The organism is Pseudomonas wuhanensis, from assembly GCF_030687395.1.
GTDB lineage: Bacteria > Pseudomonadota > Gammaproteobacteria > Pseudomonadales > Pseudomonadaceae > Aquipseudomonas > Aquipseudomonas wuhanensis.
Genome location: NZ_CP117430.1, coordinates 1,944,429 through 1,968,596 on the forward strand (window position 1 = coordinate 1,944,429; position 24,168 = coordinate 1,968,596).

At 57.9% G+C, this 24,168-nt stretch carries 23 protein-coding genes; 11 read left to right on the forward strand and 12 right to left on the reverse strand.

All coding sequences use genetic code 11. The features are described 5' to 3' along the window. Window positions 1-219: 219 nt before the first annotated feature. The 3 genes from msrB to PSH88_RS08960 all read left to right on the forward strand — a co-directional run bounded on the left by msrB (window position 220) and on the right by PSH88_RS08960 (window position 1,759). Window positions 220-615 (forward strand): peptide-methionine (R)-S-oxide reductase MsrB, encoded by a 396-nt coding sequence (msrB, locus tag PSH88_RS08950; RefSeq protein ID WP_305425871.1) that lies wholly within the window; start codon window positions 220-222, stop codon window positions 613-615. 200 nt (window positions 616-815) lie between these two features. Then, entirely contained in the window at window positions 816-1,301 is a 486-nt protein-coding gene (locus tag PSH88_RS08955; RefSeq protein ID WP_008009392.1) for a glutathione peroxidase, read from the forward strand. Further along, window positions 1,298-1,759, forward strand: a complete 462-nt coding sequence (locus PSH88_RS08960) for a MarR family winged helix-turn-helix transcriptional regulator (protein ID WP_007895038.1) — start codon at window positions 1,298-1,300, stop codon at window positions 1,757-1,759. The genes PSH88_RS08955 and PSH88_RS08960 overlap by 4 nt, the downstream gene beginning before the upstream one ends. Here PSH88_RS08960 and PSH88_RS08965 read toward each other — a convergent pair. Then, the gene (locus PSH88_RS08965; RefSeq protein ID WP_305426960.1) at window positions 1,743-4,064 is read right to left on the reverse strand and encodes a hybrid sensor histidine kinase/response regulator; all 2,322 of its coding nucleotides are present in this window, start codon (window positions 4,062-4,064) and stop codon (window positions 1,743-1,745) included. The two genes, PSH88_RS08960 and PSH88_RS08965, sit on opposite strands and share 17 nt — an antisense overlap. A gap of 154 nt (window positions 4,065-4,218) precedes the next feature. Here PSH88_RS08965 and PSH88_RS08970 point away from each other — a divergent pair, with 154 nt between their 5' ends. Together PSH88_RS08970 and PSH88_RS08975 are read left to right on the forward strand one after the other, a co-directional pair. After that, entirely contained in the window at window positions 4,219-5,109 is an 891-nt protein-coding gene (locus tag PSH88_RS08970) for an ATP-binding protein (protein ID WP_305425872.1), read from the forward strand. Beyond that, window positions 5,106-5,588 carry a GAF domain-containing protein gene (locus PSH88_RS08975; RefSeq protein WP_007940023.1) on the forward strand — a complete coding sequence of 161 codons (483 nt, stop codon included), beginning with the start codon at window positions 5,106-5,108 and terminating at the stop codon, window positions 5,586-5,588. Before PSH88_RS08970 ends, PSH88_RS08975 begins: the two co-directional genes overlap by 4 nt. Here PSH88_RS08975 and PSH88_RS08980 read toward each other — a convergent pair whose 3' ends face one another. The 8 genes from PSH88_RS08980 to PSH88_RS09015 form a co-directional block, all read right to left on the reverse strand. Further along, complete coding sequence (locus PSH88_RS08980) at window positions 5,589-8,534, reverse strand: HD domain-containing phosphohydrolase (protein ID WP_305425873.1); 2,946 nt, start codon at window positions 8,532-8,534, stop codon at window positions 5,589-5,591. It lies immediately after the preceding gene. A 49-nt stretch (window positions 8,535-8,583) separates the two neighbouring features. After that, window positions 8,584-12,228: a transporter substrate-binding domain-containing protein gene (locus PSH88_RS08985; RefSeq protein ID WP_305425874.1), complete on the reverse strand. Its 3,645-nt coding sequence runs from the start codon at window positions 12,226-12,228 to the stop codon at window positions 8,584-8,586. A gap of 8 nt (window positions 12,229-12,236) precedes the next feature. Continuing rightward, complete coding sequence (locus tag PSH88_RS08990; protein WP_305425875.1) at window positions 12,237-12,863, reverse strand: response regulator transcription factor; 627 nt, start codon at window positions 12,861-12,863, stop codon at window positions 12,237-12,239. A gap of 256 nt (window positions 12,864-13,119) precedes the next feature. Further along, window positions 13,120-13,524 (reverse strand): response regulator, encoded by a 405-nt coding sequence (locus PSH88_RS08995; protein WP_305425876.1) that lies wholly within the window; start codon window positions 13,522-13,524, stop codon window positions 13,120-13,122. A 169-nt stretch (window positions 13,525-13,693) separates the two neighbouring features. Beyond that, window positions 13,694-15,025, reverse strand: a complete 1,332-nt coding sequence (locus PSH88_RS09000; RefSeq protein WP_305425878.1) for a deoxyguanosinetriphosphate triphosphohydrolase — start codon at window positions 15,023-15,025, stop codon at window positions 13,694-13,696. A gap of 140 nt (window positions 15,026-15,165) precedes the next feature. Continuing rightward, a complete protein-coding gene (locus tag PSH88_RS09005) occupies window positions 15,166-15,504 on the reverse strand; it encodes a hypothetical protein (RefSeq protein WP_305483514.1) in 339 nt (112 codons plus the stop codon). Continuing rightward, the gene (locus tag PSH88_RS09010) at window positions 15,501-15,890 is read right to left on the reverse strand and encodes a phage holin family protein (RefSeq protein ID WP_007895049.1); all 390 of its coding nucleotides are present in this window, start codon (window positions 15,888-15,890) and stop codon (window positions 15,501-15,503) included. The genes PSH88_RS09005 and PSH88_RS09010 overlap by 4 nt, the downstream gene beginning before the upstream one ends. A gap of 1 nt (window position 15,891) precedes the next feature. Continuing rightward, window positions 15,892-16,206: an ElaB/YgaM/YqjD family protein gene (locus PSH88_RS09015; protein WP_008009371.1), complete on the reverse strand. Its 315-nt coding sequence runs from the start codon at window positions 16,204-16,206 to the stop codon at window positions 15,892-15,894. A 305-nt stretch (window positions 16,207-16,511) separates the two neighbouring features. Here PSH88_RS09015 and PSH88_RS09020 point away from each other — a divergent pair, with 305 nt between their 5' ends. Beyond that, window positions 16,512-17,720 carry an ammonium transporter gene (locus tag PSH88_RS09020; protein ID WP_305425879.1) on the forward strand — a complete coding sequence of 403 codons (1,209 nt, stop codon included), beginning with the start codon at window positions 16,512-16,514 and terminating at the stop codon, window positions 17,718-17,720. 1 nt (window position 17,721) lies between these two features. Here PSH88_RS09020 and PSH88_RS09025 read toward each other — a convergent pair whose 3' ends face one another. Further along, a complete protein-coding gene (locus tag PSH88_RS09025) occupies window positions 17,722-19,434 on the reverse strand; it encodes a cation:proton antiporter (protein WP_305483515.1) in 1,713 nt (570 codons plus the stop codon). Window positions 19,435-19,643: 209 nt separating this feature from the next. On the opposite strand from PSH88_RS09025, the gene PSH88_RS09030 reads away from it, so the two are divergent. The 3 genes from PSH88_RS09030 to PSH88_RS09040 all read left to right on the forward strand — a co-directional run bounded on the left by PSH88_RS09030 (window position 19,644) and on the right by PSH88_RS09040 (window position 21,326). Continuing rightward, window positions 19,644-19,892, forward strand: coding sequence for a glutaredoxin family protein (locus tag PSH88_RS09030; RefSeq protein ID WP_301271539.1), 249 nt, complete (start codon window positions 19,644-19,646; stop codon window positions 19,890-19,892). 150 nt (window positions 19,893-20,042) lie between these two features. Continuing rightward, window positions 20,043-20,363: a hypothetical protein gene (locus tag PSH88_RS09035; protein ID WP_007895054.1), complete on the forward strand. Its 321-nt coding sequence runs from the start codon at window positions 20,043-20,045 to the stop codon at window positions 20,361-20,363. Window positions 20,364-20,435: 72 nt separating this feature from the next. After that, a complete protein-coding gene (locus tag PSH88_RS09040; RefSeq protein WP_305425883.1) occupies window positions 20,436-21,326 on the forward strand; it encodes a pseudouridine synthase in 891 nt (296 codons plus the stop codon). Between the two features lie 89 nt (window positions 21,327-21,415). On the opposite strand, the gene PSH88_RS09045 is transcribed toward PSH88_RS09040, so the two are convergent. Together PSH88_RS09045 and mobA are read right to left on the reverse strand one after the other, a co-directional pair. Beyond that, on the reverse strand, window positions 21,416-21,637 hold the full coding sequence (locus PSH88_RS09045; RefSeq protein WP_007895056.1) for a YgdI/YgdR family lipoprotein: 222 nt from the start codon (window positions 21,635-21,637) through the stop codon (window positions 21,416-21,418). A 76-nt stretch (window positions 21,638-21,713) separates the two neighbouring features. Beyond that, window positions 21,714-22,316, reverse strand: a complete 603-nt coding sequence (gene mobA / locus PSH88_RS09050; protein WP_305425884.1) for a molybdenum cofactor guanylyltransferase MobA — start codon at window positions 22,314-22,316, stop codon at window positions 21,714-21,716. Window positions 22,317-22,397: 81 nt separating this feature from the next. Here mobA and moaB point away from each other — a divergent pair, with 81 nt between their 5' ends. Together moaB and PSH88_RS09060 are read left to right on the forward strand one after the other, a co-directional pair. Continuing rightward, window positions 22,398-22,937 (forward strand): molybdenum cofactor biosynthesis protein B, encoded by a 540-nt coding sequence (moaB, locus tag PSH88_RS09055; protein ID WP_007940044.1) that lies wholly within the window; start codon window positions 22,398-22,400, stop codon window positions 22,935-22,937. Continuing rightward, on the forward strand, window positions 22,921-24,147 hold the full coding sequence (locus PSH88_RS09060; RefSeq protein ID WP_305425885.1) for a molybdopterin molybdotransferase MoeA: 1,227 nt from the start codon (window positions 22,921-22,923) through the stop codon (window positions 24,145-24,147). The genes moaB and PSH88_RS09060 overlap by 17 nt, the downstream gene beginning before the upstream one ends. The last annotated feature ends 21 nt before the right edge of the window (window positions 24,148-24,168 follow it).

Consider the following 24,168-nt stretch of genomic DNA (forward strand, 5'->3'; position numbering starts at 1 on the left):
TGTTCCCGAAAATGAACGATCCAGGCGGCGTATGAACGACCGTACTGGGAATCCTGCGTATTCACACAGGCCTGACGCCTTGAGCGGCGGCACTCATAAATCCGTTTGAATGCGCGTGGTCTGGCTGCCAGACTGGCGTTTGACGAGGCGCAATCATACGTGCCGCCTGATCCGTGGAAAAGGTACAGATCGGGCTTTTTCAGCTGCTGAGGTGTAACGATGGAAAAGTTGCAAAAAACCCTGGAAGAATGGCGTGAAATGCTCGATCCGGAGCAGTACAACGTGTGCCGCCTCAAAGGCACCGAGCGGCCATTCTCCGGCAAATACAACGGCACCAAAACCGACGGTGTCTACCATTGCATCTGCTGCAACGCACCGCTGTTCGACTCCAAAACCAAATTCGATTCCGGCTGTGGCTGGCCAAGCTTCTACGCGCCGATCGACGGCAGCGCGATGGTCGAGATCCGTGATGTCAGCCACGGCATGATCCGCACCGAAGTGGTCTGCGCCAAGTGCGATGCGCACCTGGGGCATGTGTTCCCGGACGGTCCGCCGCCGACTGGCTTGCGTTACTGCATCAATTCGGTGTGCCTGGACCTCGTTCCCCGCGAATAATTTCCTGATGCCGCGCATGTAATTTCTGGGGGAGCTGCCGAAGGCAGCGATCTTTTGATCTTGTCTTTTAAAACAAAGTCAAAAGATCGCAGCCTTCGGCGGCTCCAAGGGGAGGCGTGTGTGGGGGCTATTGATTTATTAAATTGCACACAATTCAATTGCTCGCTATGTTTGATCTTCCTTCATTCGGAGTTCGTGCCATGAGCGACAACCTGCTGAGCATCCCTTGTACCACCATCAAGGGCGAGCAAAAGACCCTGGCCGATTTCGCCGGCAAAGCGGTGCTGGTGGTCAACACCGCCAGCAAATGCGGGTTCACCCCACAGTACAAAGGCCTCGAAGAGCTGTGGCAGACCTACAAGGATCAAGGCCTGGTGGTGCTCGGCTTTCCCTGCAATCAGTTCGGCAAGCAAGAGCCGGGCAACGAGGGGGCGATTTCCGAGTTCTGCGAGTTGAATTACGGGGTGAGTTTCCCGCTGTTCAAGAAGATCGAAGTGAATGGTGCCGACGCCCATCCACTGTTCGTGCAGCTGAAAAAGCGCGCCCCGGGCGTGCTGGGTTCCCAAGGTATCAAGTGGAACTTCACCAAGTTCCTGATCGGCAAGGACGGCCAACTGGTCAAGCGCTTTGCTCCAGCGACCAAGCCGCAGGACCTGAGCCGCGAGATCGAAGCCCTGCTCAAATGAACACGTTGTCAGTTGATTCGCTGAAGCTCGACAGTCAGCTCTGCTTCAAGCTGTACGCCGCTTCTCGGGCGGTGATCCGTGCCTACAAGCCGATGCTCGATCAGTTGGGCCTGACTTACCCGCAATACCTGGCGATGCTGGTGTTGTGGGAATGGCAGGAGACGGCGCCGGAGCAGCCGACGGTCAAGGCCTTGGGTGAGCGTCTGGCACTGGATTCCGGGACCCTGACGCCGCTGCTCAAGCGCCTTGAGCAACTGCAGCTGGTGCAGCGTCAGCGTTCGGCGCGCGATGAGCGTGAGGTGCACTTGAGCCTGTCGCCCGCCGGCAAAGCCTTGCGCGATCAGGTCGGGCCGCTCAAGGCCCGGCTGTTGTGCGATAGCGGCGTCGATCTGGATCGCCTGAATGATCTGCGCGATGGCCTCGATCACTTGTTGGGGCAAATCAAAGCGCTGTCGTAGTGGGTATCCACAAGTCGAGCAGGGCGGCCAGTTCTTCCCGGCGGAAAGGTTTGGCCAGGTAGTCACTCATGCCCGCCGCACGGCAGCGCTCGCGTTCTTCGGACATGGCGTTGGCGGTCAGGGCGACGATGGGCAACTGTGGCCAGCGCCCGCTGCGACGAATCTGCCGACTGGCTTCATAGCCATCCATCACCGGCATGTTGCAATCCATCAGCACCAGATCGAATTCGCTCTGCTCAAGCTGATCCAGCGCTTCGCCGCCGTGGGCCGCGACGCTCACCTCGCAACCGAGTTTTCCGAGCATTCCCTTGGCCACCAACTGATTGACCGGATTGTCCTCCACCAGCAGGATGCGTCCGCGTCGCTGGGGTGAGATGGCTTCGATCCGGGCACCGTTGATCGTGGTGAGTTCCGGCTGCAGGATCCGCCGCAACGCCTGGTAAAGCGCATTGCGCGCCAGAGGCCGCGCCTGTTGCTGCAAGGGCGCGAGGGCGTTGACTTGCTCGCTGGGCAGGAAACTGCCGTAAGCGGTCACCAGCAGAATCGGCGCGGTGAAGGTGGGACGCAGGCCAAACAGGCATTCGGGGCAGTCGGTGATCAGCACATCCGGCTGCAGGCCGATCAATCGGTCATCGATGGAACGCTGCTGATAGTTGAGCCCCCATCCAGGCAGCAGACTGCTCAATAGCTCCGCCAGACCGCTGCTGGCGGCGGTAATCGCGACGATGTTGCCCCGCAGTGCTGCCGGGGAAATGGCCCGGGTATGGCAGGGCAGGGGCAGGTCGGCGCAAAACTGACTGCCGAAGCCCGCTTCCGAGCTGATCGTCAGACGCCCCTGCATGGCTTCGCAGAGGCTATACGTCAGCGCCAGGCCCAACCCGGTCCCGCCGAATTGCCGGGTAATGCCGGCACCGGCCTGGGTGAACGGCTGGAAGATCTTGACCTGCGCGTCCTGGGCGATGCCGATGCCAGTGTCGCAGACTTCGATTCGCACACCGTCTTCGAACGTTGAAAGACGCACATCGACCCGTCCGAAACGAGTGAATTTGAGGGCGTTGGACAACAAGTTGCTGACGATCTGCCGGACCCGGGTCGGATCACCGAGCACCAGTGCGGGAAATTGCGGGTCAATCAGGCATGCCAGCTCGACACTCGGCGCGGCGTTCTGGGACAGCAGGTTGGCGGTGTCTTCGATCAGCGAACCAAGGTCGAATGGAATGTGTTCGAGTTCGAGCTGGCCGGCATCGAACTTCGACAGGTCGAGAATATCGTTGAGCAGTTCCACCAGCACTTTGCCCGAGTCATGGGCGATGGACAGCTGTTGCTGCTGCTCGGCATTGAGCGGGCCGTCCAGCGAGAGCGCGATCATCCCCAGCAAACCGTTGAGGGGCGTGCGGATTTCATGACTCATGTTGGCCAGGAACACCGAGCGTGCTTCGGCCATGTCCAGGGCTGTGCTGCGGGCGACTTCCAGTTCCTCGTTGGATTGGCTGAGGCGGGTATTGATCGCCTTGAGCTCCGCGGTGCGGGCCGAGACGATGTTTTCCAGTTGCGAGAGGTAATCGGTCAGGCGGTTCTCGGCGTTGCGCCGTTGCTGGATTTCGGTGGCGATGTTTTCAAACTGCTGATTGGCGACCTCGACCAAGACCCCGATTTCATCGTTTTCATGCCCCGTCGGACACTCCAGCAGTGTCGGTTCCGCGCTGCGCGGATCACGACCACTGAGTTCGCGGATAACCCGCACCAGCGGTTTGGTCAGCATCACGTAAAACAGCGCCAGCAGAATGCCCGTGAGAATCAGGCTGCGCGCGAAGCCGTTGAGCAGGGTCACTTCGGCCCGGCGCAGGAAACGACTGCCGAAGGTGTAGGTATCGACTTCCAGGCGCAAGGTCCCGAGGGATTCGTCCGGCAAGTGGTCGAGATAAAGACGGTCTTCGAACTGCCGGTTGGCGCCGAACAGGAAGTCGCTGATCATCCGGTCATTGTTTTCCAGGCCCGGACGTTTGACGCTGGCCAGCACGGTACTGTTGTTGTCGGTCAATTGCGCGCCGATGATTGCCGGGGAGCGCAACAGACCCAGGGCCAGTTCCTGAGCGAGTTCAGCATCGATGTTGTAGGCGATGCGGGATGCGGGGTTATGGCTGATTTCCAGCAACGACAGTATTTCACGGTTGATGGAGGCGTCTTCGCTGGCATAATCGATGCCTATTTGCAGCAGGCTGAGCAGCGTGCCCAGAATGAAGCCAGCCAGTACCGTAATCCTGGCTTGTTTGTACGACAGCCGGTGGCTGAACTTGATGTCCATGGGATGTTGAACCACTTCCGTTTCCCTTCGCTGCTCAAGCATAGTCGATCATCAATGGATACCGATGTTCTCGCAAAACACCTGGAGGGGGTGTAGACGCTGTGTTTCGTCGCTGTATCGCCATCATTACCGTGAATGAGCCCGAGGAGAAGACGTGGATTCCCGATTGAATGCTTTTCTTGAACGCGCCGATGCCGTTCTGGCTCGTATCGAGCCGTTGCTTCCCGCGCCTCGGCAAGCCATCGACTGGACGCACTGCCTGGCCGCACGCTGGCAGCGCGAGGGGCGCAGCGGTTTTCTGTTGCCGCTGCAAGTGAGCCTGGACACGCGTTTGTCCGACTTGATCGGTGTTGACCGGCAACTGGAGCAACTGGGCCGCAACACCCGGCAGTTTCTCGACGGCATGCCGGCCAACCACGCTTTGCTCTGGGGTTCGCGTGGCACCGGTAAATCGTCGCTGGTGCGCGCCTTGCTGTCGGAACACGCCAAGAGCGGCCTGCGACTGATTGAGATCGAGCGCGATCATTTGGCTGACTTGCCGCGCGTGGTCGAGCAGATCGCCAAGTTGCCTCAGCGCTTTGTACTGTTCTGCGATGACCTGTCGTTCGAGTCGGGCGAGGGCGATTACCGCGTGCTCAAGAGCGTGCTCGATGGTTCGCTCGAACAGGCGCCAGACAACGTTCTGCTGTACGCCACCTCGAACCGTCGCCATCTGGTGCCGGAAAAGGAAAGCGATAACGAAAACTGGAAAAGGGTCGATGGCGAACTCCATCCCAGTGAGGCGGTGGAAGACAAGATCGCGCTGTCGGACCGTTTTGGTCTGTGGCTGTCGTTCTATCCGTTTACTCAGGAGCATTTCCTCAACGTCGTCGAACACTGGATCGGCCAATTGGCCGACAAGGCCGGCCTTGAGTGGCAGCGTGACGAAGAACTGGACATCCTCGCAGTGCGCTGGGCCACGGGCCGGGGCAATCGCAACGGACGTTGCGCGTATCAATTTGCCCGCTATTGGGTCGGGCTGAAGCTGTTGGAGCACAAGGCATGATCGATTTACAAAAGAGCGGCCAGGGCCTGGAGGGCTACGGCATGCTATGGGCACAGCTGGAATCATTGCTGGCAGACGAGCGTGATTTTATCGCCAACGCCGCACAATTTTCGGCGTTTCTGTTCAATCAGCTCGATGACCTGAACTGGGCCGGTTTCTACCTTAATCGCAACGAAGAACTGGTGCTTGGCCCGTTTCAGGGGCAGATCGCCTGTGTACGGATTCCATTCGGTCGCGGTGTGTGCGGAGCGGCGGCGGCCACCTTGCAGACTCAACGGGTTGAAGACGTACATGCGTTCCCCGGGCACATCGCGTGCGACAGTGCCTCGAACAGCGAGCTGGTGGTACCGCTGGTCAAGGACGGTCGACTGATCGGTGTGCTCGACCTCGACAGCCCGAAACTCGCGCGTTTTACTGCGGACGATCAGGCAGGTATCGAGCAACTGGCGGCGATTTTCCTGCGTCTGACCGACTGCTGATCAGGCCATCAAGCCGGCCTTGATCAGCAGGCTTGACGGGTCGACCGCATCAATCTGTCGTGGGTCGAGAAAACGGTTGGCGTACTGCAAATAGACTTCGTCATTGATGAACAGCCCGAACAACTCAGCGTCAATGTGGGCGTCACGGCACATAGTGGCCATGATGCCCAGCGCTTCGCTCAAGGACTTGGCTTTCTTGTAGGGGCGATCGGCGGCGGTCAGCGCTTCGAAAATATCGGCAATCGCCATCATCCGCGCTGGCAAACTCATGTCTTCGCGCTTCAACCGTTTGGGATAACCGGTGCCGTCCATTTTTTCGTGGTGGCCGCCGGCGATCTCCGCGATGTTACTGAGGTGGCCGGGGAAAGGCAGGTGACTGAGCATCAGAATCGTCTGCACCATGTGATGATTGATGATGTATCGCTCCTCGCGGGTCAGTGTGCCTCGGGTGATGCTCAGGTTGTAGAGCTCGCCCCGGTTGTACTTGTAGCGAGGTACGTCGAGCTTGAACCCCCAGGGATTGTCGGCCGGGATCAGTTCGCTGTCGGCGCGTTCGAGCAAGTGTTCGGGTTTATCCGCCAGCAGCGGCTCGCTGACTGGCAGGGTCGGCGTTGGGGTCCGGGCCTGGCGACGGTTCTCTTCCCACGAAACCCCAAGTCGATCATCCAGGGTTCGAGTCCAGGTGCGTTGGGCGATGGTGTTCAGGCGTTGCAGATCGGCCTCGGCCATAGCCTCGCTGCCGAGGTTGCAGCGGGCGATGAACGCGAAATCATCATCCAGCGCCGCCAGGTTCGCATTGCGCAATTGCGCCAGATGCTGCTCGTCACCTCCCAGGGCGATGGCCTGCCAATAGTTGATCCAGGCATCACGCTTGAGCACTTCGAAACGGGTACGGATTTCGTGGATGCGGTCGTTCAAGGTCTCAAGCTTGGTGGCTTTGTCGACCACGTATTCAGGGGTGGTGACCTTGCCGCAATCATGCAGCCAGGCAGCGATGTGCAGGGCTTCCCACTCATCGTCGGTGGGCTGATAGCTGCTGAAGGCCGGGTCCTGACTGGCTGCGGCCGCCTGCGCCAGCATCAGCGTCAGTTCCGGCACCCGCTGGCAATGACCACCGGTGTAGGGACTCTTGGCATCGATCGCGCCAGCCAGTAGTTGAATAAAAGAGTCCAGCAACTGTTTCTGTTTGGCTTGCAGGCGCTGACTTTCGATACTCACGGCGGCGGCACCGGAAACCGCCTGAAGAAATGCGATGCGATCCGGGCGAAGTTTTTCCAGGTCATCCTGCGTGCCGCTGTCGGCCAGCAACAGCACCAGCAGCCCGACGGTTTCGTTATGACGATTGTGCAGCCGGATACCGATCAGATGAACCCGTGGGTACTCCAATGCTAGCAAAACCTTCTGCAAATCCCCCGCTTCTTCGAAACCCAGGCTGGTGACGACATTGTTGGCGTTCGACAATGTCTGCATCCATTGAGGGCTCTGCGGACCCTGAGGTGTGTGTCCTTGAATGGCGAATGACGGCAATGCCTGTGAGCTGCCATTGATGACCAGCGCATGAGGCTCCACGCGATCGTCATCACTTTCCCGCAGGTAGAGCAGGCCGGCCTGGGCCTGGCCGATCTTCACGGTTTCAAACAACACCCGTTGCAGCAAGGGGGCGAAACGGGTCTCGGCGCTCAGGCTGTCGGTGATCCGGAAAAAACTCGCCAGGGTGTCTTTCATGCGTGCCATCGACACGCTCAGTTGGTCGACTTCAAGCACCGGCGAGCGACGGGAGGCCGGAAAATTGAAATCGAAACTGCGAATCGCATCGGCTTCCTGCACCAGGGCGCGCAAGGGTTTGACCAGGATTCTCGAGGTCAGCCAACCCATCGGCAGGCACAACAGCAGCGTCGCCAGGGTAATCAATGCGCCTTGCCAGCGCATACGGTAGGCATCCACGAGCAATTCGTCCTCCGGCACCAGTAGCGCCAATTGCAGCCCCTGCGGGCCACCCTCCTGGATGCTGCTGCGCGCCACGATCCATTGGCGGCCTGCGGCGTTCAGGCGTTTGACCTTGTGGGGGCTGGTGAGCAGGGCTGCGAGGGTGGGGCTCAGGTCTGCGGCTTTGATCAGCCGGGCCGACTGGTCGTCGACGATCAGTTTGCTGCTATCTGGGTAAGCGATGGCATTACCCTCGGCATCGAACAGCACAATTTCGGTACTGGGGGTCACCACATGGTCGGCCAGGGTCGCCGACAGTTCAGCCAGCGTAAGGTCGGCCCCCATCACCGCATGCTCGCCACTGCGCCGGGCCAGAGTGGTGCCGACGTTGTGGGTGGAGAAAAAAAGGTAGGGCTCGGTGGTGATCTGATCATGGTCGCCGCGGGCGCTGGAGAACCAGGCGCGGGCACGGGGATCGTAGGTTTCGTCGGGGTTGTCCTGACGGCTGATGAGGGCCAGGTTCTGATCGAAAAACAATGATTGGGAGCGGATCTGACCGCTGCCTGGGTGCTCGATGCTCCATACCTGAAACGCCGCCGTCTCCGGTGCCTTGACCAGCGTTTTCAAGGCGCCGGTGCGCAAAGGACGAACCATGAAGAAGTCGCCATTGCTGTAGCCCAGGTACAGCGAGGCCAGGTCGGGGTTGTCCTTGAGTGATTGGCTGAAGGGCTTGAGCAACGCCAGGCGCTGCTCAAGGTCGGGCGCCTGGGTCGCCGGATTGTCCGCCAGCAGGCTCAGCAGATGACGAATCGGCTGATAGGTGCGATGCAGGTCCAGACGGACATCCTGCTCGATGCGGTTGAAGAGCTTTTCGCTGCTGGAAAGAATGATCTGGGTGGTTTGCTGATAGTTGAAAATGCCCAGTACCACCCCGGCCAGTAGCAACAGGAAGGTGAACATCACGCTGATATGGATGTGCAGAGGGAACTGGCGTTGATCCGGGCGCAGTGGGCTGGGCATTGCAGCTTTCTCCATGATGATTAACTCACTGCTCAGCCTTCAAGCATAGTTAATGCTCCTTCATTTTGCTTTTGTCATGGCGTGCCATCTGTTGTTGCAATGCCTGCTCCAGTTCGAGCATGGCGCGCTCCATGGACTTGCTACAATCGGCCACTTCATTGTGGTGGAATCTGTTATTGCAGGCCTGTTCGAGCGCCTCGCAGCTGTCGATCAGTCGCGATGCCTGGACGATTCGGGCCGCGCCCTTGATTTTGTGGGCAATGTCGAGGAGTGACTGCCGGTCCTTTGACCCGGATAACGCCAGCAGCGCTTTGCAGTCCAGGCGATTGCTGTTCAGCAGTTCGGTCAACAATCGCTGGTTCAGTGTCGGGTTGCCACCGGTCAACAGGTGCAACCCTTCCAGACTGAAGGCCGGCTCGCGGACCGACGGCGTGATGCCTTCGACCCATTGGCTCAAGGCCGTCAGGCTGAGGGGTTTGAACAGGCAATCGTCCATCCCGGCCAGTTTGCAGCGTTGTCTTTCCTCAGGCTGCGCGTTGGCGGTGAAGCCCAGAACGGTACAGGGAGGGCGCTGCAGGTGCTGTTCATGTTGGCGAATGGCACGGACCAGCTCATATCCATTCATGATCGGCATGTTGCAATCGGCAATCACCAGGTCGAATGGCTGACTTTTCCATGCCTCGAACCCCGCCTCGCCATCCGCTGCGACGTTGAACCGATGCCCCAGAAACTCCAGTTGTTGGCACATCAGCAAGCGATTGGCCGGGTGATCATCGACCACCAGTACGTTCAAGGGGGCAGTGCTCGGGTGAATTTGCGGCTCGACAGGTTCCGGCATTCGTTCCGTCGGCAGGGTGGCCAGGTTCAGCGAAACCCTGACTTGGGTGCCGACTCCCGGCTGACTGTTCAATTGCAGGTTGCCGCCCATCATTTCACACAGATTGCGACTGATTACCAGGCCCAGCCCCGCACCGCCTCTGGCTGACTGGCCGGAGTTATCGGCCTGGACGAAAGGCTCGAACAACCGCTGTTGATCCTCCTCGCTGATCCCTGCGCCACTGTCTTCAACCCGCAACTGCAACTGGACCCGGTCGGGCGCGTCGGTCGGCTGCAACTCGACGTTGATCCTGACCTGGCCCTGTTGGGTGAACTTGATGGCATTGCTGATCAGATTGGACAGCACCTGCTTGAAACGCATCGGGTCCAACACGACATCGGTCGCCGGTTTGGCAGGACTGAATTGCAGTTGCAGTCCGAGATTTTTCTGTCGGGCCAACCCCTCGAAGATCCGCATCACCGACGCTACGGTTTCGGCCAGATTGACGCGCTCCGGGCTCAGGCTCAGACGTCCGGATTCGATGCGCGCAATATCGAGGATATCCCCGATCAGTTCCAGCAGGTCTTTCGCCGAGTGGTACGCGACGTCGATGGCGGGTCGATCCGGATGACTGTGATCGATACGTTTGAGTGTCAGTTCGAGCATGCCGATGATGGCATTCATGGGCGTGCGAATCTCATGGCTCATGGTCGCCAGGAAGGTGCTTTTAGCTCGGTTGGCAGCATCGGCCTGCTCTTTTGCGGCCCGCAGTTCATCGAACAGTTGCCGGCGTTCGCTGATGTCGATCCAGCCGCCAATGATGCCTTGTACGTCACCACTCGAGTCTCGATAGGGGAGAATCCAGTGATAGATCGTCAGCTTGCGGTCGTCGATGTGCAACGGACGGTCGAGAATCAGCGGTGTTCCCTCGGTCATGACGCGCTGGTAGTCCGCCTGATATTCCCGTGCTTCGAAGGCGTTTCCGAGGCTGCCTTGCATGACACCTTTACCGATGATGTCTTCGCGTTTCGCGCAGAAGGTTGCCAGGTAACTGTCGTTGCAGCTTTGCAGCAATCCCTGGCGATCACGCACGTAAATGGGATGAGGTGTGCCATTGACCAGCGATCGCATGAACTCCAGTTGATCGTTCAATGCGCGCTCGGCCGCCTGCCGCTGTTTTATCTGGCGTCTCATGTAGGCGTTCCAGGCAACGGATATCAGCAGCAACACGCCGGCGCTGATAACGATCTGATAGAACACTCGGTGATAGTTACGCCAGGTACTTTGCGTGACCGCTGAATAACCACGCCAGCGGTTGTTGATGATCCCCAGCTCTTCCGGTGCGATGCTCAGCAGTGCCTTGTCGAGGATGGCATTCAGTTCTTTGGCGTCGCGTCCGGTCGCCAGGGAAAACGCTGCCTGTCGGGTGCCAATGGTGGTGGTGATCTGAAGTGTCTGTTCGAAGATCCGCGATGAGATGAAGTAGTTGGCGATCACCAGAGAGTTCACTGCACCTTCTGCCTGGCCCTCGGCGAGCAACTCCACGGCACTGAACGTGTCCGGGGTTTCAACCAGATTGATCCGCGGAAACTCGCTGCGCAGGTAGTCCACCAGTGGATTGCCTTTGGCGATGGCCAGGCGTTTGTCCTGCAGTTGCGTGAGGTTTGTCGGGCTGTCGGCCGCTTTGCGCGTCAGCAGTACAAAGGAATTTTCCAGATAGGGGCGGCTGAAGTTCAACATCGTTTCACGTTGGACGCTGGGGAGCAGGGCAGCGATCAGGTCGGCCTGATGGTTAGCGATCTGCTCGATCATCTCGTCATCGCTGCGGCTGCGCTGGATTTCGAAACGCAAACCGGTGCGCAATCTGATCAGCTCGAGCAGATCAGCCGTGACGCCTCGAAAGTTGCCGTCGCTGTCAAAAAACGTCAGCGGCGCAAACGCTTCATTGACCACGACGCGCACGACCGGATGTTGTGCCAGCCAGCGTTCTTCGCGGTGGCTGAGTTGCAGTTTGTGATCGGTAAGAAGAATGTCGCTGCCGGCACTCCAGCGTTTGGCGATGTTTTCTCGCTCGCTGGTGGGGATGGCCTTGAGTACCGCGTTGATGATCGTGAGCAGATTCGGGTTGCCCTTTTGCACGGCAAAGCTGAAACCATGGGCTTCGTGTTTACCGAAGTTGGCCATGCGGATGTTGTTCAGATACCCCTTGTTGATCATGTAGTGGGTTGAAATGGTGTCGCCGAGAAAAACGTCGGCCTGGTCGAAGGCAACCGCATTGATCGCATTCTGGTAGGACGGATAGGAGGTGATGATTGCCTTCGGATACAGCGCCCTGACCTCGTCCAGAGGCAGATAGTGATACACCATGCTCAGCCGCATGCCGGCAAGTCCATCGGTCAGCGATCTGGTTTCTCCTTCTCGTGTCACCAGCACGGGTTGATCCACCGCATAAGGCGTGGATAGGGCAATGTCGGCATTGTCGGCCTCGAACCCATTGGCGGTGCCAAGCATGTCGACCTGGCCTTTTTCCAGCGCCTCGATCGCGCTCCCCCGGGAGGCGAAGCGCTGAATCTTGACCGGTAACCCTATGGCCTTGCCGAGGATGCCTGCGTAATCGGCGGTGAAACCTTCATAGTCATGGCCGCTGAGGGTCAGGTCGAAAGGAGGATAATCCGGGGCCGATGTACCCAGGATCAATTCACGTTTGTCTTTAACCCATTGTCGTTGTGAGGCATCCAGTTGGACTTCCATGTGCCCGGCCGTCGAGCGACTGAGCAGAGTGTAGTGCTCGCTGGCTGTCTGAGCCGCGAGTACTGAGGTGCTCAGGCATAAACCCGCGGCCATGAGTATTAGGCAATCCTTGAAACGACTGGGCATCCTGTTTCTCACACTAATGCGTTACGTTTTGCCATATCGATGAGTTCAACCAGGGATTTGGCTTTGAGTTTTTGCATGAGTCGTTTTTTATAAGTGCTGACTGTTTTGTTGCTGAGAAACATGCCTCTGGCGATTTCTTTGTTGGTGCGACCCTGAGCGAAAAGTTGTAATACCATCAGCTCTCGATCATTAACGGATTTAAATAATTCCAGGTCGGCCCAGCGCTCATCGTCACGACGAACAGGGTTCAAGGCTTGACTGGGGAAATAGTTGTAACCTGATAAGACCGCTTTGATCGCACTCATCAGTTCACTGAGGTCTTCTTGTTTGCAGACATATCCCGATGCACCGGATTGCATGCAGCGAATACCGAAAAGTGTCGGGCACTGTGCAGTTAATACCAGTGTTTTTAAGGGTGTGCTCATGGCGTTGAAACGGGAGAGAACTTCCAGCCCATCCAGTTTGGGAATGCTGATGTCGAGGATGATCAGGTCAGGCATGCATTCGCGAACCATCTGCATTGCATCGACCCCATTATCAGTTTCGCCGACGACTTTGTAACCTTCATGTTCCAGCAGCATTCGAACGGCAAGGCGGATAACAGGGTGATCGTCGACAATAAAAACGGAGTTCATAATCAAATCCCATACGTGCACAAATAAAGCGCGCACCTTAGCTCAGATAGTTGAGGGGGCGCATGAACTGATGTGGCTGTAGTGGCATTATAGGAAAAGTCCTACAACCGAAGAAGAACAGGACTACGTATCAACTAGGTTTTGCATGAGGAAGGGCAAAAGTTCGGTGGGGATAGTCAAGAGGTTGAAAGCGCTGAGTTAGAGGTGTGAATCTATGTTTTGGTCATGATTTTAGTGTGTTTGGTTTTTTTCATTTTTATGGTGAGGCCAAGGTCAACAAATTTCTGAAGTCTGATTGTTTCAATGGCTTGATCAAGTAACCGAGCAAGGGCAGTCCATGCTCGTAGGCCATTACTTTAAGTTCGTCCAGTTCGACGGATGTCAGGCTGCTCAGAAGTATTGCCTGTCTGATCATCCCCCGGTGACTGGCGTATTCGATCAAATCGAGGCCTGGAAGGTCGGGCAGGCATTGGTCGCACAGAAGGATATCGAATGGTTGCGCAGCCTTGAGCATTTGTTGCAAGGCGCCTTTGGCACTGTCAGTGGCGGTCAGTTGGGTGAAGCCATAACTCTCGAGCAGGTATTGAGTCGCCCGTAGCTGAAAGGGATGATCTTCCACCAGCAAAATGCGCCAATCATGTTTGAACATAGGAGTTTTCATGCGCCATCTGTCGAGCAGGGGGAGTGCGATTATTTCGCGAGACGGCCGAACAATCGATCAGTCAGCTCTGCACAAGGTGTAGGGCGATTCTGTCGACGTTGAAATACAGATGAATGTCGAGAGGCTCGATCAGCCGTTCAGGCGTCTGACACGGCTGATCGAGGCGCTTTTATCCGTGGCTTGAACGACCGGTCATTTCCAGCGCCATTTCACTGGCATAGCTGTCGGTCATGCCGGCGATGAAATCAATCATGCGCAAGAAGGAGGTGTGTAATGGGCCATGAGGATCGGGCGCATTGTTGCCCAACAGGTCGAGTATGCGACGGCTCTTGAAGGATGGCGTACGGCCGTTGTGCTGCTCCAGTGCCGCGCCGCAAAAGGCGTTGAGCAGAATTTCCAGGGTGGTGTAGGCGCCGATTTCATGGAGCGTCTTGCGCTTGTCCTGGAAGATTTTTTTGCGCGCCATGTCCTTGGCATTCAAGACGCAGCGTTTGGCGGGGCCGTGCATGTGTTCCACCAGGTCGCCAGGCAACGTGCCGGCCAGCAGCGCATCCTGTTGCTCGACGAACGCTCGGGCTGCTGCGTTGGTCAGGTGTTCGATGGCTTTGCCCCGCAGGATCGCCAGTTTGCGCCGACGCGAATCCTGCGGACCGAGTTGGCGATAGGTTTGCGGGAGGTCATCGCCCACCAGGTTCAGCAGCAGGGACTCGACTTCGGTGTATTCCAGCAGTTCCATCTCCAGGCCATCTTCCAGATCGATCAGCGCATAGCAGATGTCGTCGGCGGCCTCCATCAGATACACCAGTGGATGGCGCGCCCAGCGCTGTTCGTCCAGCTGGGGCAGGCCGAGTTTATGAGCGATTTGCTCCAACAGCGGCAGTTCGCTCTGATAGCAGCCGAACTTGTGCTTCTTGTAGCCCAGTGAGTCGGCGTGTCGAGCAGTCCATGGGTATTTCAGGTAGGTGCCCAGAGTGGCGTAGGTCAGCCGGGTTCCCCCTTCGAACTGGTGGTATTCAAGCTGGGTAAGCACCCGGAAACCTTGGGCATTGCCTTCGAAATTGAGGAAGTCATTGCGTTCGGCTTCGCTCATCGCATCCAGCCAGCCACGGCCTGCGGCCTGCTGGAACCAGTGGCGGATCGCGTCTTCACCGGAATGACCGAAGGGCGGATTACCGATGTCATGGGCCAGGCAAGCCGATTGCACTACCATTCCCAGGTCGCTTGGTTCGCACCAGTCGGGCAGGGCGCTACGGATGGTTTCACCTACGCGCATGCCCAGCGAACGACCAACGCAACTGACTTCCAGCGAGTGGGTCAGGCGCGTGTGGATGTGATCGTTGCTGGAGACCGGATGGACCTGGGTCTTGCGCCCGAGACGGCGAAACGCGCCCGAAAAAATGATGCGGTCGTGGTCTTTATGGAAAGGGCTGCGGCCGAGTTCTTCCGGGCTGTGCACAGGCTTTCCGAGGCGTTCGCGGGTAAGCAGGGTTTGCCAATCCAAGGCTGGTTTCTCCGTCAGGTGACTGATTCCCTAGCTTCCCGGTTCGCGTCGGTCCGTGCAAGAAGAACTACAGCCCCGCGGCATCGATATCGAGCGGATTAACCTCTCGATAAAGAGGTTAATCCTTGTGGTGGGACCGATTAGTGTTTGCGCGAGTTCTGCATGATCAGCTTGATCAGTGGCCCCAGCGTGACGCCCAAGCGAGCCAGCCGAGTCAGGTTGCCGATACCGCCACCCTTGGCACCCTTACCGGTCAGAAAGCCCAACCCGATCACGGCCGCGATGCCCCAGAGCGGGGCGTGTTTGATACCGAGGCCGTCTTGCAGGTTTTGCGTCATGCCACGCACCCGTTGCAGGGGGTGCAGCAGGTGTTGGGATTCGTGGCGAATTTCCTGGCGATGCATTTCCATGCGCAGGCGAATCAGCGCCTTGCGCATTTCTGTGCGCGAGCTGTTGCGGGGAAGTTCAGGCATGTTCATGGCAACAGACGCTCCCGATCATTGGCCAACTCTTCCAGGGTGCCGTGGAAGGGCGAGGACTCATCGAAAATCGCTGCTCTCAAGCGCATCGCACAGAACAACGCCGCGAGGGTATAGAACACACAAAGCCCGATGATTGCTGCCAGGCGATAGGTGTCCCAAAACAGGATCAACACCAGCGTCGACAAGCCCACCAGCAATAACAAGGCAAAGACCAGCGTCAGGCCGGCAAACAGTAACAGGCTTACGGTGCGTGCTTTTTGTTCCTGCAATTCAATGCCGAACAGTTCGACATGACTGTGCAGCAGTCCAAGAAACGCGGCACCGAGGCGCCGCGGTGATGAGCCGGTGCCCGTCGCGGACGGGCCGGATTCGCCGATCGCCATATCAGCGCCGAGTGGCTAGCAGGCCAATCAGGAAACCCACGCCAGCCGCGATTCCGACCGATTGCCATGGGTTGGCCTGGACGTAATCTTCCGTGGCAGTGACAGCCGCTTTGCCGCGCTCGCGCACAGAGTCTTCGGTCAATCTCAGGGTTTCCCGCGCGCGCAGCAGACTGTCATGGATCTGCTGGCGCAACTCATCGGCTTGATCGCCAGCCAGGGATTTGGTGTGTTCCAGCAACCTTTCAGTGTCGGTGACCAGCGTCTGAAAATCTTCCATCAGAACTTCTTGAGCAGTCTTTGCTGTGGTGCGTGCCATTGGTGATCTCCGTAAGTGGCTTCTGAAGCGTTCGAGTATGAGCCTTGCGTGAAGGTTCAGTACAAATGACTGGTACAACTTTTGCTGTGTCGTGGTGCGTCAGCCTGCGCCATTGCGCTGTTGCCGGGCATGATTTCAGGAAAACCTTAACTCAAATAATCAAAACTCGCGCAGAGGCAGCGGTTTTGTGCGCCAAACCGGTTCATCCAGATCAGCGCTGCGGTCTGGGTGAGCTGCAACTTGGTGCGTAAGCCATCTGCGCGAACTGCTTTGGTGCTTTTTTCAGCCTTCAGGTCTGCCAATCCATGGAAAATCTGCAAAGTGCTGTGGACAGTCTGGTCCATAGCTCCAATACGTTGTTCATCCTTATCGGTGCGGTCATGGTCCTGGCCATGCACGCCGGTTTCGCCTTTCTCGAGGTGGGTACGGTTCGACAAAAGAACCAGGTCAATGCCTTGTCGAAGATCCTCAGCGACTTCGCCATTTCGACCCTGGCCTACTTCTTTATAGGCTATTGGATTTCTTATGGGGTCACTTTCATGCAACCGGCGGCGGTGATTACTGCCGACCATGGCTATGGGCTGGTGAAATTTTTCTTTCTGCTGACCTTTGCTGCGGCAATACCGGCAATCATTTCCGGTGGCATCGCCGAGCGCGCCCGGTTCGTCCCGCAGTTGTGTGCGACGGCGCTGATCGTGGCGTTCATCTATCCCTTCTTCGAAGGCATGATCTGGAATGGCAACTTTGGTCTGCAAGCCTGGTTGCTGGAACGTTTTGGCGCCAGCTTCCATGACTTCGCAGGCTCCGTGGTGGTTCATGCCATGGGCGGCTGGCTGGCACTCGCGGCGGTGTTGTTGCTCGGCCCAAGGCAAGGTCGTTATCGCGACGGACGACTGGTGGCATTCGCACCGTCGAGCATTCCCTTTCTCGCGTTGGGTTCGTGGATTTTGATCGTCGGCTGGTTCGGTTTCAACGTGATGAGCGCCCAGACCCTGCAAGGGGTCAGCGGGCTGGTGGCGGTGAACTCGCTGATGGCTATGGTCGGCGGTACCGTGTCAGCGTTGATCGTCGGGCGCAATGACCCGGGCTTCCTGCATAACGGCCCATTGGCCGGGTTGGTGGCGATCTGCGCCGGTTCGGACTTGATGCATCCGGTGGGCGCATTGGTGACCGGTGCCATCGCCGGGGCTCTGTTTGTCTGGTGCTTTACCGCGGCTCAAGGCAAATGGCATATCGATGATGTGCTGGGCGTCTGGCCTCTGCATGGACTGTGCGGTGTCTGGGGCGGAATCGCTTGCGGCATCTTTGGTCAAGCCGCCTTGGGTGGTTTGGGGGGCGTGAGCCTGGTCAGCCAGTTGATCGGCACTTCTCTGGGGGTGATTGTGGCGCTGGCCGGCGGTTTTGCGGTGTATGGCGTGATCAATGCGTTGTTTGGTCTGCGCCTGAGCCAGGAAGAGGAGTATTACGGCGCGGACTTGTCGGTGCACAAGATCGGTGCCGTGAGTCAAGATTGAATCACTGTTCCTCATCGTCAGCACCGGGGTAAAAACCGTGCAGCAGGCGATAACGGTCACGCCGTACCTGGTCGACCCGGTCTCGCACCTGCTGGCCGGGTATGCCCAGCATGATCAGCGCGTGTGAGGCAAGCATCAGGCTCGACTCCAGCAACTCGGGTACGACTTCGCTGGCGCCAGCCGCCTTCAACTCGGCCAACTGACTGTCGTCCCGTGTGCGCACCAGGATCGACACACTCGGGTTGAAGCGGCGTGCTTCCTTGAGTATCAATAGTGCGATGTCCGTCTTGTCCACGGCGACCACCAGCAGTCTGGCGCGTTCCAGCCCTATCGCGACCAGCAGCTCGCCGCGACGTGAGTCGCCGTAATGAACACAGCGTTCATTGACGGCTGCTTCCTGAACCCGCACCGGGTCGGTATCCAGCGCAATGTAAGGTTGATCTACATTACGCAAAACCCGCCCGATGGACTGACCTACGCGACCGTAGCCACAAATCACTACGTGATTGTGCAAGCCCGCGTTGAGCGCACTGATTTCTTCGAGTTCGGCTTCTTCGTTGGGCTTGTGGTGCAGGCGCGTGGCGATGTGGGGCGCGGCGCGCAGCAGTAAAGGCGTCATCAGCATCGAGCAGAACGTGGCGGCCAGCAGCAGGCCACCGAAGTCGGCGGGCATCAGTTTGCTCTGCTGCATCTGCGCCATCAGGGCAAAGCAGAATTCGCCCCCTTGAGCCAATGCCAGGCCGCTGCGCCAGGCGGTTTCGACATCGCTGCCGCGCCATTTGACCAGCAGCGCGACCACGGTGCCTTTGATCAGCAGCAATCCCAGCGTCAGGCCGAGAATCAGCAGGCCGTGGCTGGCAAACAGCCGTAAGTCGATCAGCATGCCGATGCTGACGAAGAACACCCCAAGCAGAATGTCGCGGAACGGACGGATGTCCGCCTCGATCTGATGTCGGTAGTGGCTTTCGCCTAGCAGCATGCCGGCGAGAAAGGCGCCCAGGGCTGGGGAGAGGCCAAGCAAGTGAGTCAGCCAGGCCGTCAGCAAAACGATCACCAGCGCCAATAGCACGAACAGCTCTGCGGAGCGGGACGCGGCGACTTCATGGAACAGCCGTGGCAGAAACCAGCGACTGACCAGCAGCAGACCGACGAATAGCACCATGGTCTTGCCCAGCGTCAATGGCAGCGCCCAATACCAGGCCTGATCGCTGCTGCCGGCGAACACCGGCACCAGGGTCAGCAGCAACACCGCGACCACGTCCTGGAACAACAACACGGCGATGGCATTCTGGCCGTGGCGGCTGAAAAGCTCACCGAGGCTGCCCAACTCCTTGCTGACAATGGCGGTGGACGACAGCGCCAAACCGGTACCGAGTAACAGTGCAGGTATGGTTGGCATGCCAAACAGCATCAGCAACCCCCCCAGCACTATCCCGCAAAGCAGCACTTGCAGGCTGCCCAGGCCAAATACCACTTGGCGCAGTGCAAACATTTTCGACAGGGAAAACTCGAGCCCGAGGGAGAACAGCAAGAACACCACGCCCAACTCGGCAAGGTCGGGCAACTCTTCGCTTTCATTCACCCAGTTGAACGCGGTCGGCCCGATCATCAGCCCTACGCACAGGTAGCCCAGCACCGGTGGCAAGCGCAGGCGCTGGAACAGTGCAATCACCACCAGAGAGGAGGTGAAGATGATCAACAGATTGGCGAACACAAAAAACTCCGGTGAGGGTTCTGGCTACTCAAGCGTAGAGGCAAAAAAGAGGCGAGCATCGCGCAAGTGACAGTCGAGGCGAATGATTTGCGTCAGGAGTTTGCCGAAATCTCTTGAAATCAGCCATTGCTCAGACAGATCGGGCAGCGGCTCGACGGCTTTTGATAGCGGGCCTAGAATGAGCGCTTACTTCGATGGGTCTTGTTGTCATGCCTCCTGAATGTCGCCTATTCGGCACCCTTGGTTGCCATCTTTGTGAAGTCGCCGAAGCACTTCTGATGCCCTTTGTCGAAAACGGTTTGTTGGTGGAGTTGGTCGACATCGCCGAAAACGAAGACTGGGTCGAAGACTATGGTTTGCGTATACCGGTGCTGCGGCGTCTTGATAACGGCGCTGAACTCGATTGGCCCTTCGATGCGGATCAGGTTGTAGCGTTCCTGAGCCGCGACGCCGGTTGAAGACGCCCCACCTGTCGCAGTCCTCGTTTCATCCATTGGCGAAAGGTTGGTTATTCGGTTACTGTATGGGCATACAGTTATTCAGATTGCCTGCCATGCGTTCCCTGTTTCGGGTTTGGCAGCCGATCCCGGACGTCAGAGGGATGAGCCTTGGTCAATGTCGAACAATTGAAAAACAGCGTGAACCGGATGTCGGCGGACGTGGTGCGTGAGGCCGTCCTCGAATTGCGTCTGGATGGCCTGGTCACGGAGGGGAAAACGCCCTTCAACAAATTGCATTTCAATACCTGTTTCGCCGAAATTGAAGCCTTGTTCCAGCGTGCGGGCTATCACCGACAACTGGACGTCGTGGGCTATCAGGGTTTGTTGTATGCGCTTTATGATCCGGGTCGCTGGGAAGCGGTCGATGTGCTGCGCTGGCTCAAGGAGTTCACCGAAGCGGCTGCTCGAACACAGTCGATACCGGCCTGAGGATTCTCTTCTAGGTTCGTTCCGGCCACTGTTGGATAATGCCGCCCTGCATTGAGGGTTAGAGCTTTTCGTATGTCCATTTCATCTTTTTCTGCTGCACATAACCAGGCCAGCACGCTCTATCTGCCGCCGGGGCCGTGGCAGACCGTACTCGATTGCCTGTGCGAGCACTTCAGCGCCATCGGTCGTGAACAATGGCTGGACAGAATTGCTCGCGGTCGTGTCCTCGATGGGCAAGGGCTGCCGATCGCCCTGGACCTGCCTTACAAGGAAGGTCTGCGGATTCATTATTTTCGTGAGGTGCCGGACGAAAAAACGATCCCGGTGGTGGAGTCGATCCTCTATGCCGACGAGCATCTGGTGGTAGCAGACAAACCACACTTTCTGCCCGTGACTCCGGCGGGCGAATACGTGGAGCAGACATTGCTGCGGCGGCTGATCCGTCGCCTTGATAACCCGCATCTGGTGCCTTTGCATCGCATTGACCGGCATACGGCGGGGCTGGTGCTTTTTTCAGCCAACCCTCAGAGTCGGTCGGCGTATCAGTCATTATTTCCTACACGCCAGATCGAAAAGCGCTATGAAGCAATCGCCCGGGCATTGCCGGAACATTCCTTCCCGTTGGTCCATAAAAGTCGACTTGTCGATGGCGAGCCGTTTTTTCGCATGCAAGAAGGTCCGGGTGTCAGCAATACCGAGACGGCTGTCGAGGTCAGGGAAAAAAACGGTGAACTCTGGCGTTATGCGCTGTACCCGGTGACGGGCAAGAAACATCAGTTGCGAGTTCACATGACCGCCCTGGGGGCCAGCATCTGCAATGACCCGTTCTATCCGCAGGTGCTCAAGGACGTAGAAGATGACTATGCCAACCCCTTGAAGCTATTGGCTCAGGGGCTGCGATTTGTTGATCCGGTCACGGGGCAGGAAAGAGAATTCGAAAGCACCATCACCTTGCAGTGGTGATCACAGGGCTAACGACTCTGCTTTTCTTCAGTCACGAAAAAGCCCGCTTTTAAAGCGGGCTTTTCTGTATCCGGTTGTCGCCGTAAAGATTACAGATCTTTAACGGTACGGACCTGATCTTTGTTGACGCGGGTGTGCTTGCCATCCAGTTGTTCGAATTCGTAAAAGCCCGATTCTTCATCGTACTTAGGCGCGTCGACGGCCTGGATTTCTCGACCGTCATTCAAGGTGATCACTGTAGGCGATGCGCAACCGGCGAGGGTCGCAAGGCCCAGTGCGAGCATGAAAGTGGCGAGGGTCCGTTGAGTCATGAGTGTGTCTCCGAATGGGAATTCTTTTGATTGCTGAGCTTGAGACGTATACAACGCGCGCAAGTTCCTTCGCGTGTCAGTCTGACACAGTGCGGTGTGTGCTTAACAGTTCTGGCGTATTGAGATTGGCCAGGCGAGGGTCGTTATCCGGGCATTGCAGGGCTGTGGCGCCTAGTTTGCGCATAAGGCGGCCCGGGCTGCGCTCGCCTTCGTTCCAGGCGGTCTCGAAAGCTGCTGAAAGGGCGACGGGAATCATGCACAGCAAGGGTTCCCAGTGTTCGCCATGGCGCAGCATCAGCGGTTTGTCCGGATGTTGCCCGGCGGTTTCACGCATGCTCTGGAGCAGCGCGGCATCGATGCGTGGCACATCGCAGGGCAGCACCAGCAGATGAGGGTGGCGGGCAGCTTTCAGGCCTGCGCGAATACCTGCCAATGGTCCCGGAAAGTCGCCTTCGTCGTCATGGACCAACTGATCCGCATAAGGCGCATATTTTTCCAGGTTTCTGTTGCAGGAGATGATCAGGTCATCACTCAGCGGGCGCGTCTTACGGTGTAGATGCGCGATCAGTGGCTCGCCGTGCCAATCCAGCAAACCCTTGTCCTGACCACCCATGCGTTGGCCGCGACCGCCGGCCAGGAGCAGAATGGAGCAAGGCGCCAGAGGTGTATTCGAAGTCATCGCACTTCTCCATGGGGGCGGCGAATAAATGAGGCGCTGTGATATAACACCGGGCTGTTTCTCCTACAACTGGACGAGCCTATGAAAGCCAAGGCTGATGTACCTTTCGCACCGCTCAACATCGCGGTGCTGACTGTCAGCGATACCCGTACCCTGGAAACCGATACCTCAGGCCAGGTCTTCGTCGACCGTTTGAGCGCTGCGGGTCATAACCTGGCGGCCCGTGTGCTGCTTAAAGATGACCTCTACAAAATTCGCGCGCAAGTCGCCAACTGGATTGCCGATGAGGTCGTGCAAGTGGTGTTGATCACCGGCGGTACCGGGTTCACCGGTCGCGACAGCACGCCCGAAGCCGTGAGTTGCTTGCTGGATAAACAGGTGGATGGTTTTGGTGAGTTGTTCCGGCAGATATCGGTAGCGGATATCGGCACCTCGACGGTTCAGTCCCGGGCCTTGGCGGGGCTGGCCAATGGCACGCTGGTGTGCTGTTTGCCGGGCTCCACCAATGCGGTGCGCACCGGTTGGGACGGCATTCTTGCCGAGCAACTGGATTCGCGTCACCGTCCGTGCAATTTCGTGACCCATCTGAAACAGGCGGCACCCTGTGAATCCCGGGGGTAAGCCAGGCAAGACTGGCAGTCTGATGGCTGTCGAGGTGGCACTGGCGCGTTTACTGGAAATGGCTGACGCCTCGAAGATTGGTGAGCACGAATGCTTGCCGTTGGCACAGGTTCAGGGGCGTGTACTGGCCACTGACCTGGTCTCGACACTTGATTTGCCGCCTTGGCCCAACAGTGCAATGGACGGTTATGCCTTGCATTTGGCCGACTGGACGGGAGAGCCGTTGGTGGTCAGTCAGAAGATTTTTGCAGGCCAGGCCCCTGAGCCCTTGAAGCCGGGTACCTGTGCGCGGATCTTCACCGGCGCGCCTGTGCCCGCAGGTGCCAACTGTGTCGAGATGCAGGAGAACGTCGAGGTTCAGGCGGATGAACGGGTGCGTTTCACCGAGACCATGACCCCAGGAAAGAACATCCGTCCACAAGGCCAGGAAGCCACCGTTGGTGAGCTGATCTTGCCCGCCGGAACGCGTCTGGGGCCAATCGAGCAGGGGCTGGCGGCATCGCTGGGATGCGCTGAGCTGGACGTGGTTCGCAAAATTCGTGTTGCGGTATTGTCTACCGGTGATGAGTTGATTGAGCCAGGTCAGGTCCTTGGGCCGGGACAGATCTACAACAGTAATCGGGTATTGCTCTGTAGCTGGTTGCAGCGCTTGGGTTGTGAGGTGATCGATGCCGGCATTCTTCCCGATGATTTAGCGACCACTCGTGCCCGCCTTGGTGAGTTAAAGGATGTCGACCTGATTCTCTCGACCGGTGGCGTATCGGTGGGAGAGGCCGACTTCCTGGGCATTGCCTTGCGGGAAGAGGGCGAATTGACTCTGTGGAAGCTTGCCATCAAACCAGGCAAACCACTGACGTTCGGGCATTTTCGTGGCGTGCCTGTGATTGGTTTACCCGGCAATCCGGCATCGACCCTGGTGACTTTTGCTCTGTTGGCAAGGCCTTACCTTTTGCGCCGCCAAGGCGTAAAAGAGGTTGAGCCCCTGAAGTTTCAGGTGCCGGCAGGGTTTGTCTGGCCAAAGGCCGGCAACCGACGTGAGTACTTGCGCGGACGTCTGGAGAATGGCCGGGCAATCATCTACAGGAATCAGAGCTCTGGCGTACTGCGCAGTGCTGCCTGGGCTGACGGTCTGGTTGAAGTGCTGGAAGACCGTACGCTGATCGAGGGTGATTGTGTGAGCTTCATCCCGCTGAGTGAAGTCTTGAGCTGATACAGGTACTGGTATTCCCAC

Coding starts and splice junctions, on each gene's coding strand:
- PSH88_RS09010 (WP_007895049.1), bottom strand. CDS start 15,890: ATGGCGATCGGCGAATCCGGCCCGTCCGCGACGGGCACCGGCTCATCA.
- PSH88_RS08955 (WP_008009392.1), top strand. CDS start 816: ATGAGCGACAACCTGCTGAGCATCCCTTGTACCACCATCAAGGGCGAG.
- PSH88_RS08965 (WP_305426960.1), bottom strand. CDS start 4,064: ATGGACATCAAGTTCAGCCACCGGCTGTCGTACAAACAAGCCAGGATT.
- PSH88_RS09030 (WP_301271539.1), top strand. CDS start 19,644: ATGCCTCCTGAATGTCGCCTATTCGGCACCCTTGGTTGCCATCTTTGT.
- moaB (WP_007940044.1), top strand. CDS start 22,398: ATGAAAGCCAAGGCTGATGTACCTTTCGCACCGCTCAACATCGCGGTG.
- PSH88_RS09040 (WP_305425883.1), top strand. CDS start 20,436: ATGTCCATTTCATCTTTTTCTGCTGCACATAACCAGGCCAGCACGCTC.
- PSH88_RS09020 (WP_305425879.1), top strand. CDS start 16,512: ATGGAAAATCTGCAAAGTGCTGTGGACAGTCTGGTCCATAGCTCCAAT.
- mobA (WP_305425884.1), bottom strand. CDS start 22,316: ATGACTTCGAATACACCTCTGGCGCCTTGCTCCATTCTGCTCCTGGCC.
- PSH88_RS08980 (WP_305425873.1), bottom strand. CDS start 8,534: ATGCCCAGCCCACTGCGCCCGGATCAACGCCAGTTCCCTCTGCACATC.
- PSH88_RS08960 (WP_007895038.1), top strand. CDS start 1,298: ATGAACACGTTGTCAGTTGATTCGCTGAAGCTCGACAGTCAGCTCTGC.
- PSH88_RS09015 (WP_008009371.1), bottom strand. CDS start 16,206: ATGGCACGCACCACAGCAAAGACTGCTCAAGAAGTTCTGATGGAAGAT.
- PSH88_RS09005 (WP_305483514.1), bottom strand. CDS start 15,504: ATGAACATGCCTGAACTTCCCCGCAACAGCTCGCGCACAGAAATGCGC.
- PSH88_RS08995 (WP_305425876.1), bottom strand. CDS start 13,524: ATGAAAACTCCTATGTTCAAACATGATTGGCGCATTTTGCTGGTGGAA.
- PSH88_RS09045 (WP_007895056.1), bottom strand. CDS start 21,637: ATGACTCAACGGACCCTCGCCACTTTCATGCTCGCACTGGGCCTTGCG.
- msrB (WP_305425871.1), top strand. CDS start 220: ATGGAAAAGTTGCAAAAAACCCTGGAAGAATGGCGTGAAATGCTCGAT.
- PSH88_RS08990 (WP_305425875.1), bottom strand. CDS start 12,863: ATGAACTCCGTTTTTATTGTCGACGATCACCCTGTTATCCGCCTTGCC.
- PSH88_RS08985 (WP_305425874.1), bottom strand. CDS start 12,228: ATGCCCAGTCGTTTCAAGGATTGCCTAATACTCATGGCCGCGGGTTTA.
- PSH88_RS08975 (WP_007940023.1), top strand. CDS start 5,106: ATGATCGATTTACAAAAGAGCGGCCAGGGCCTGGAGGGCTACGGCATG.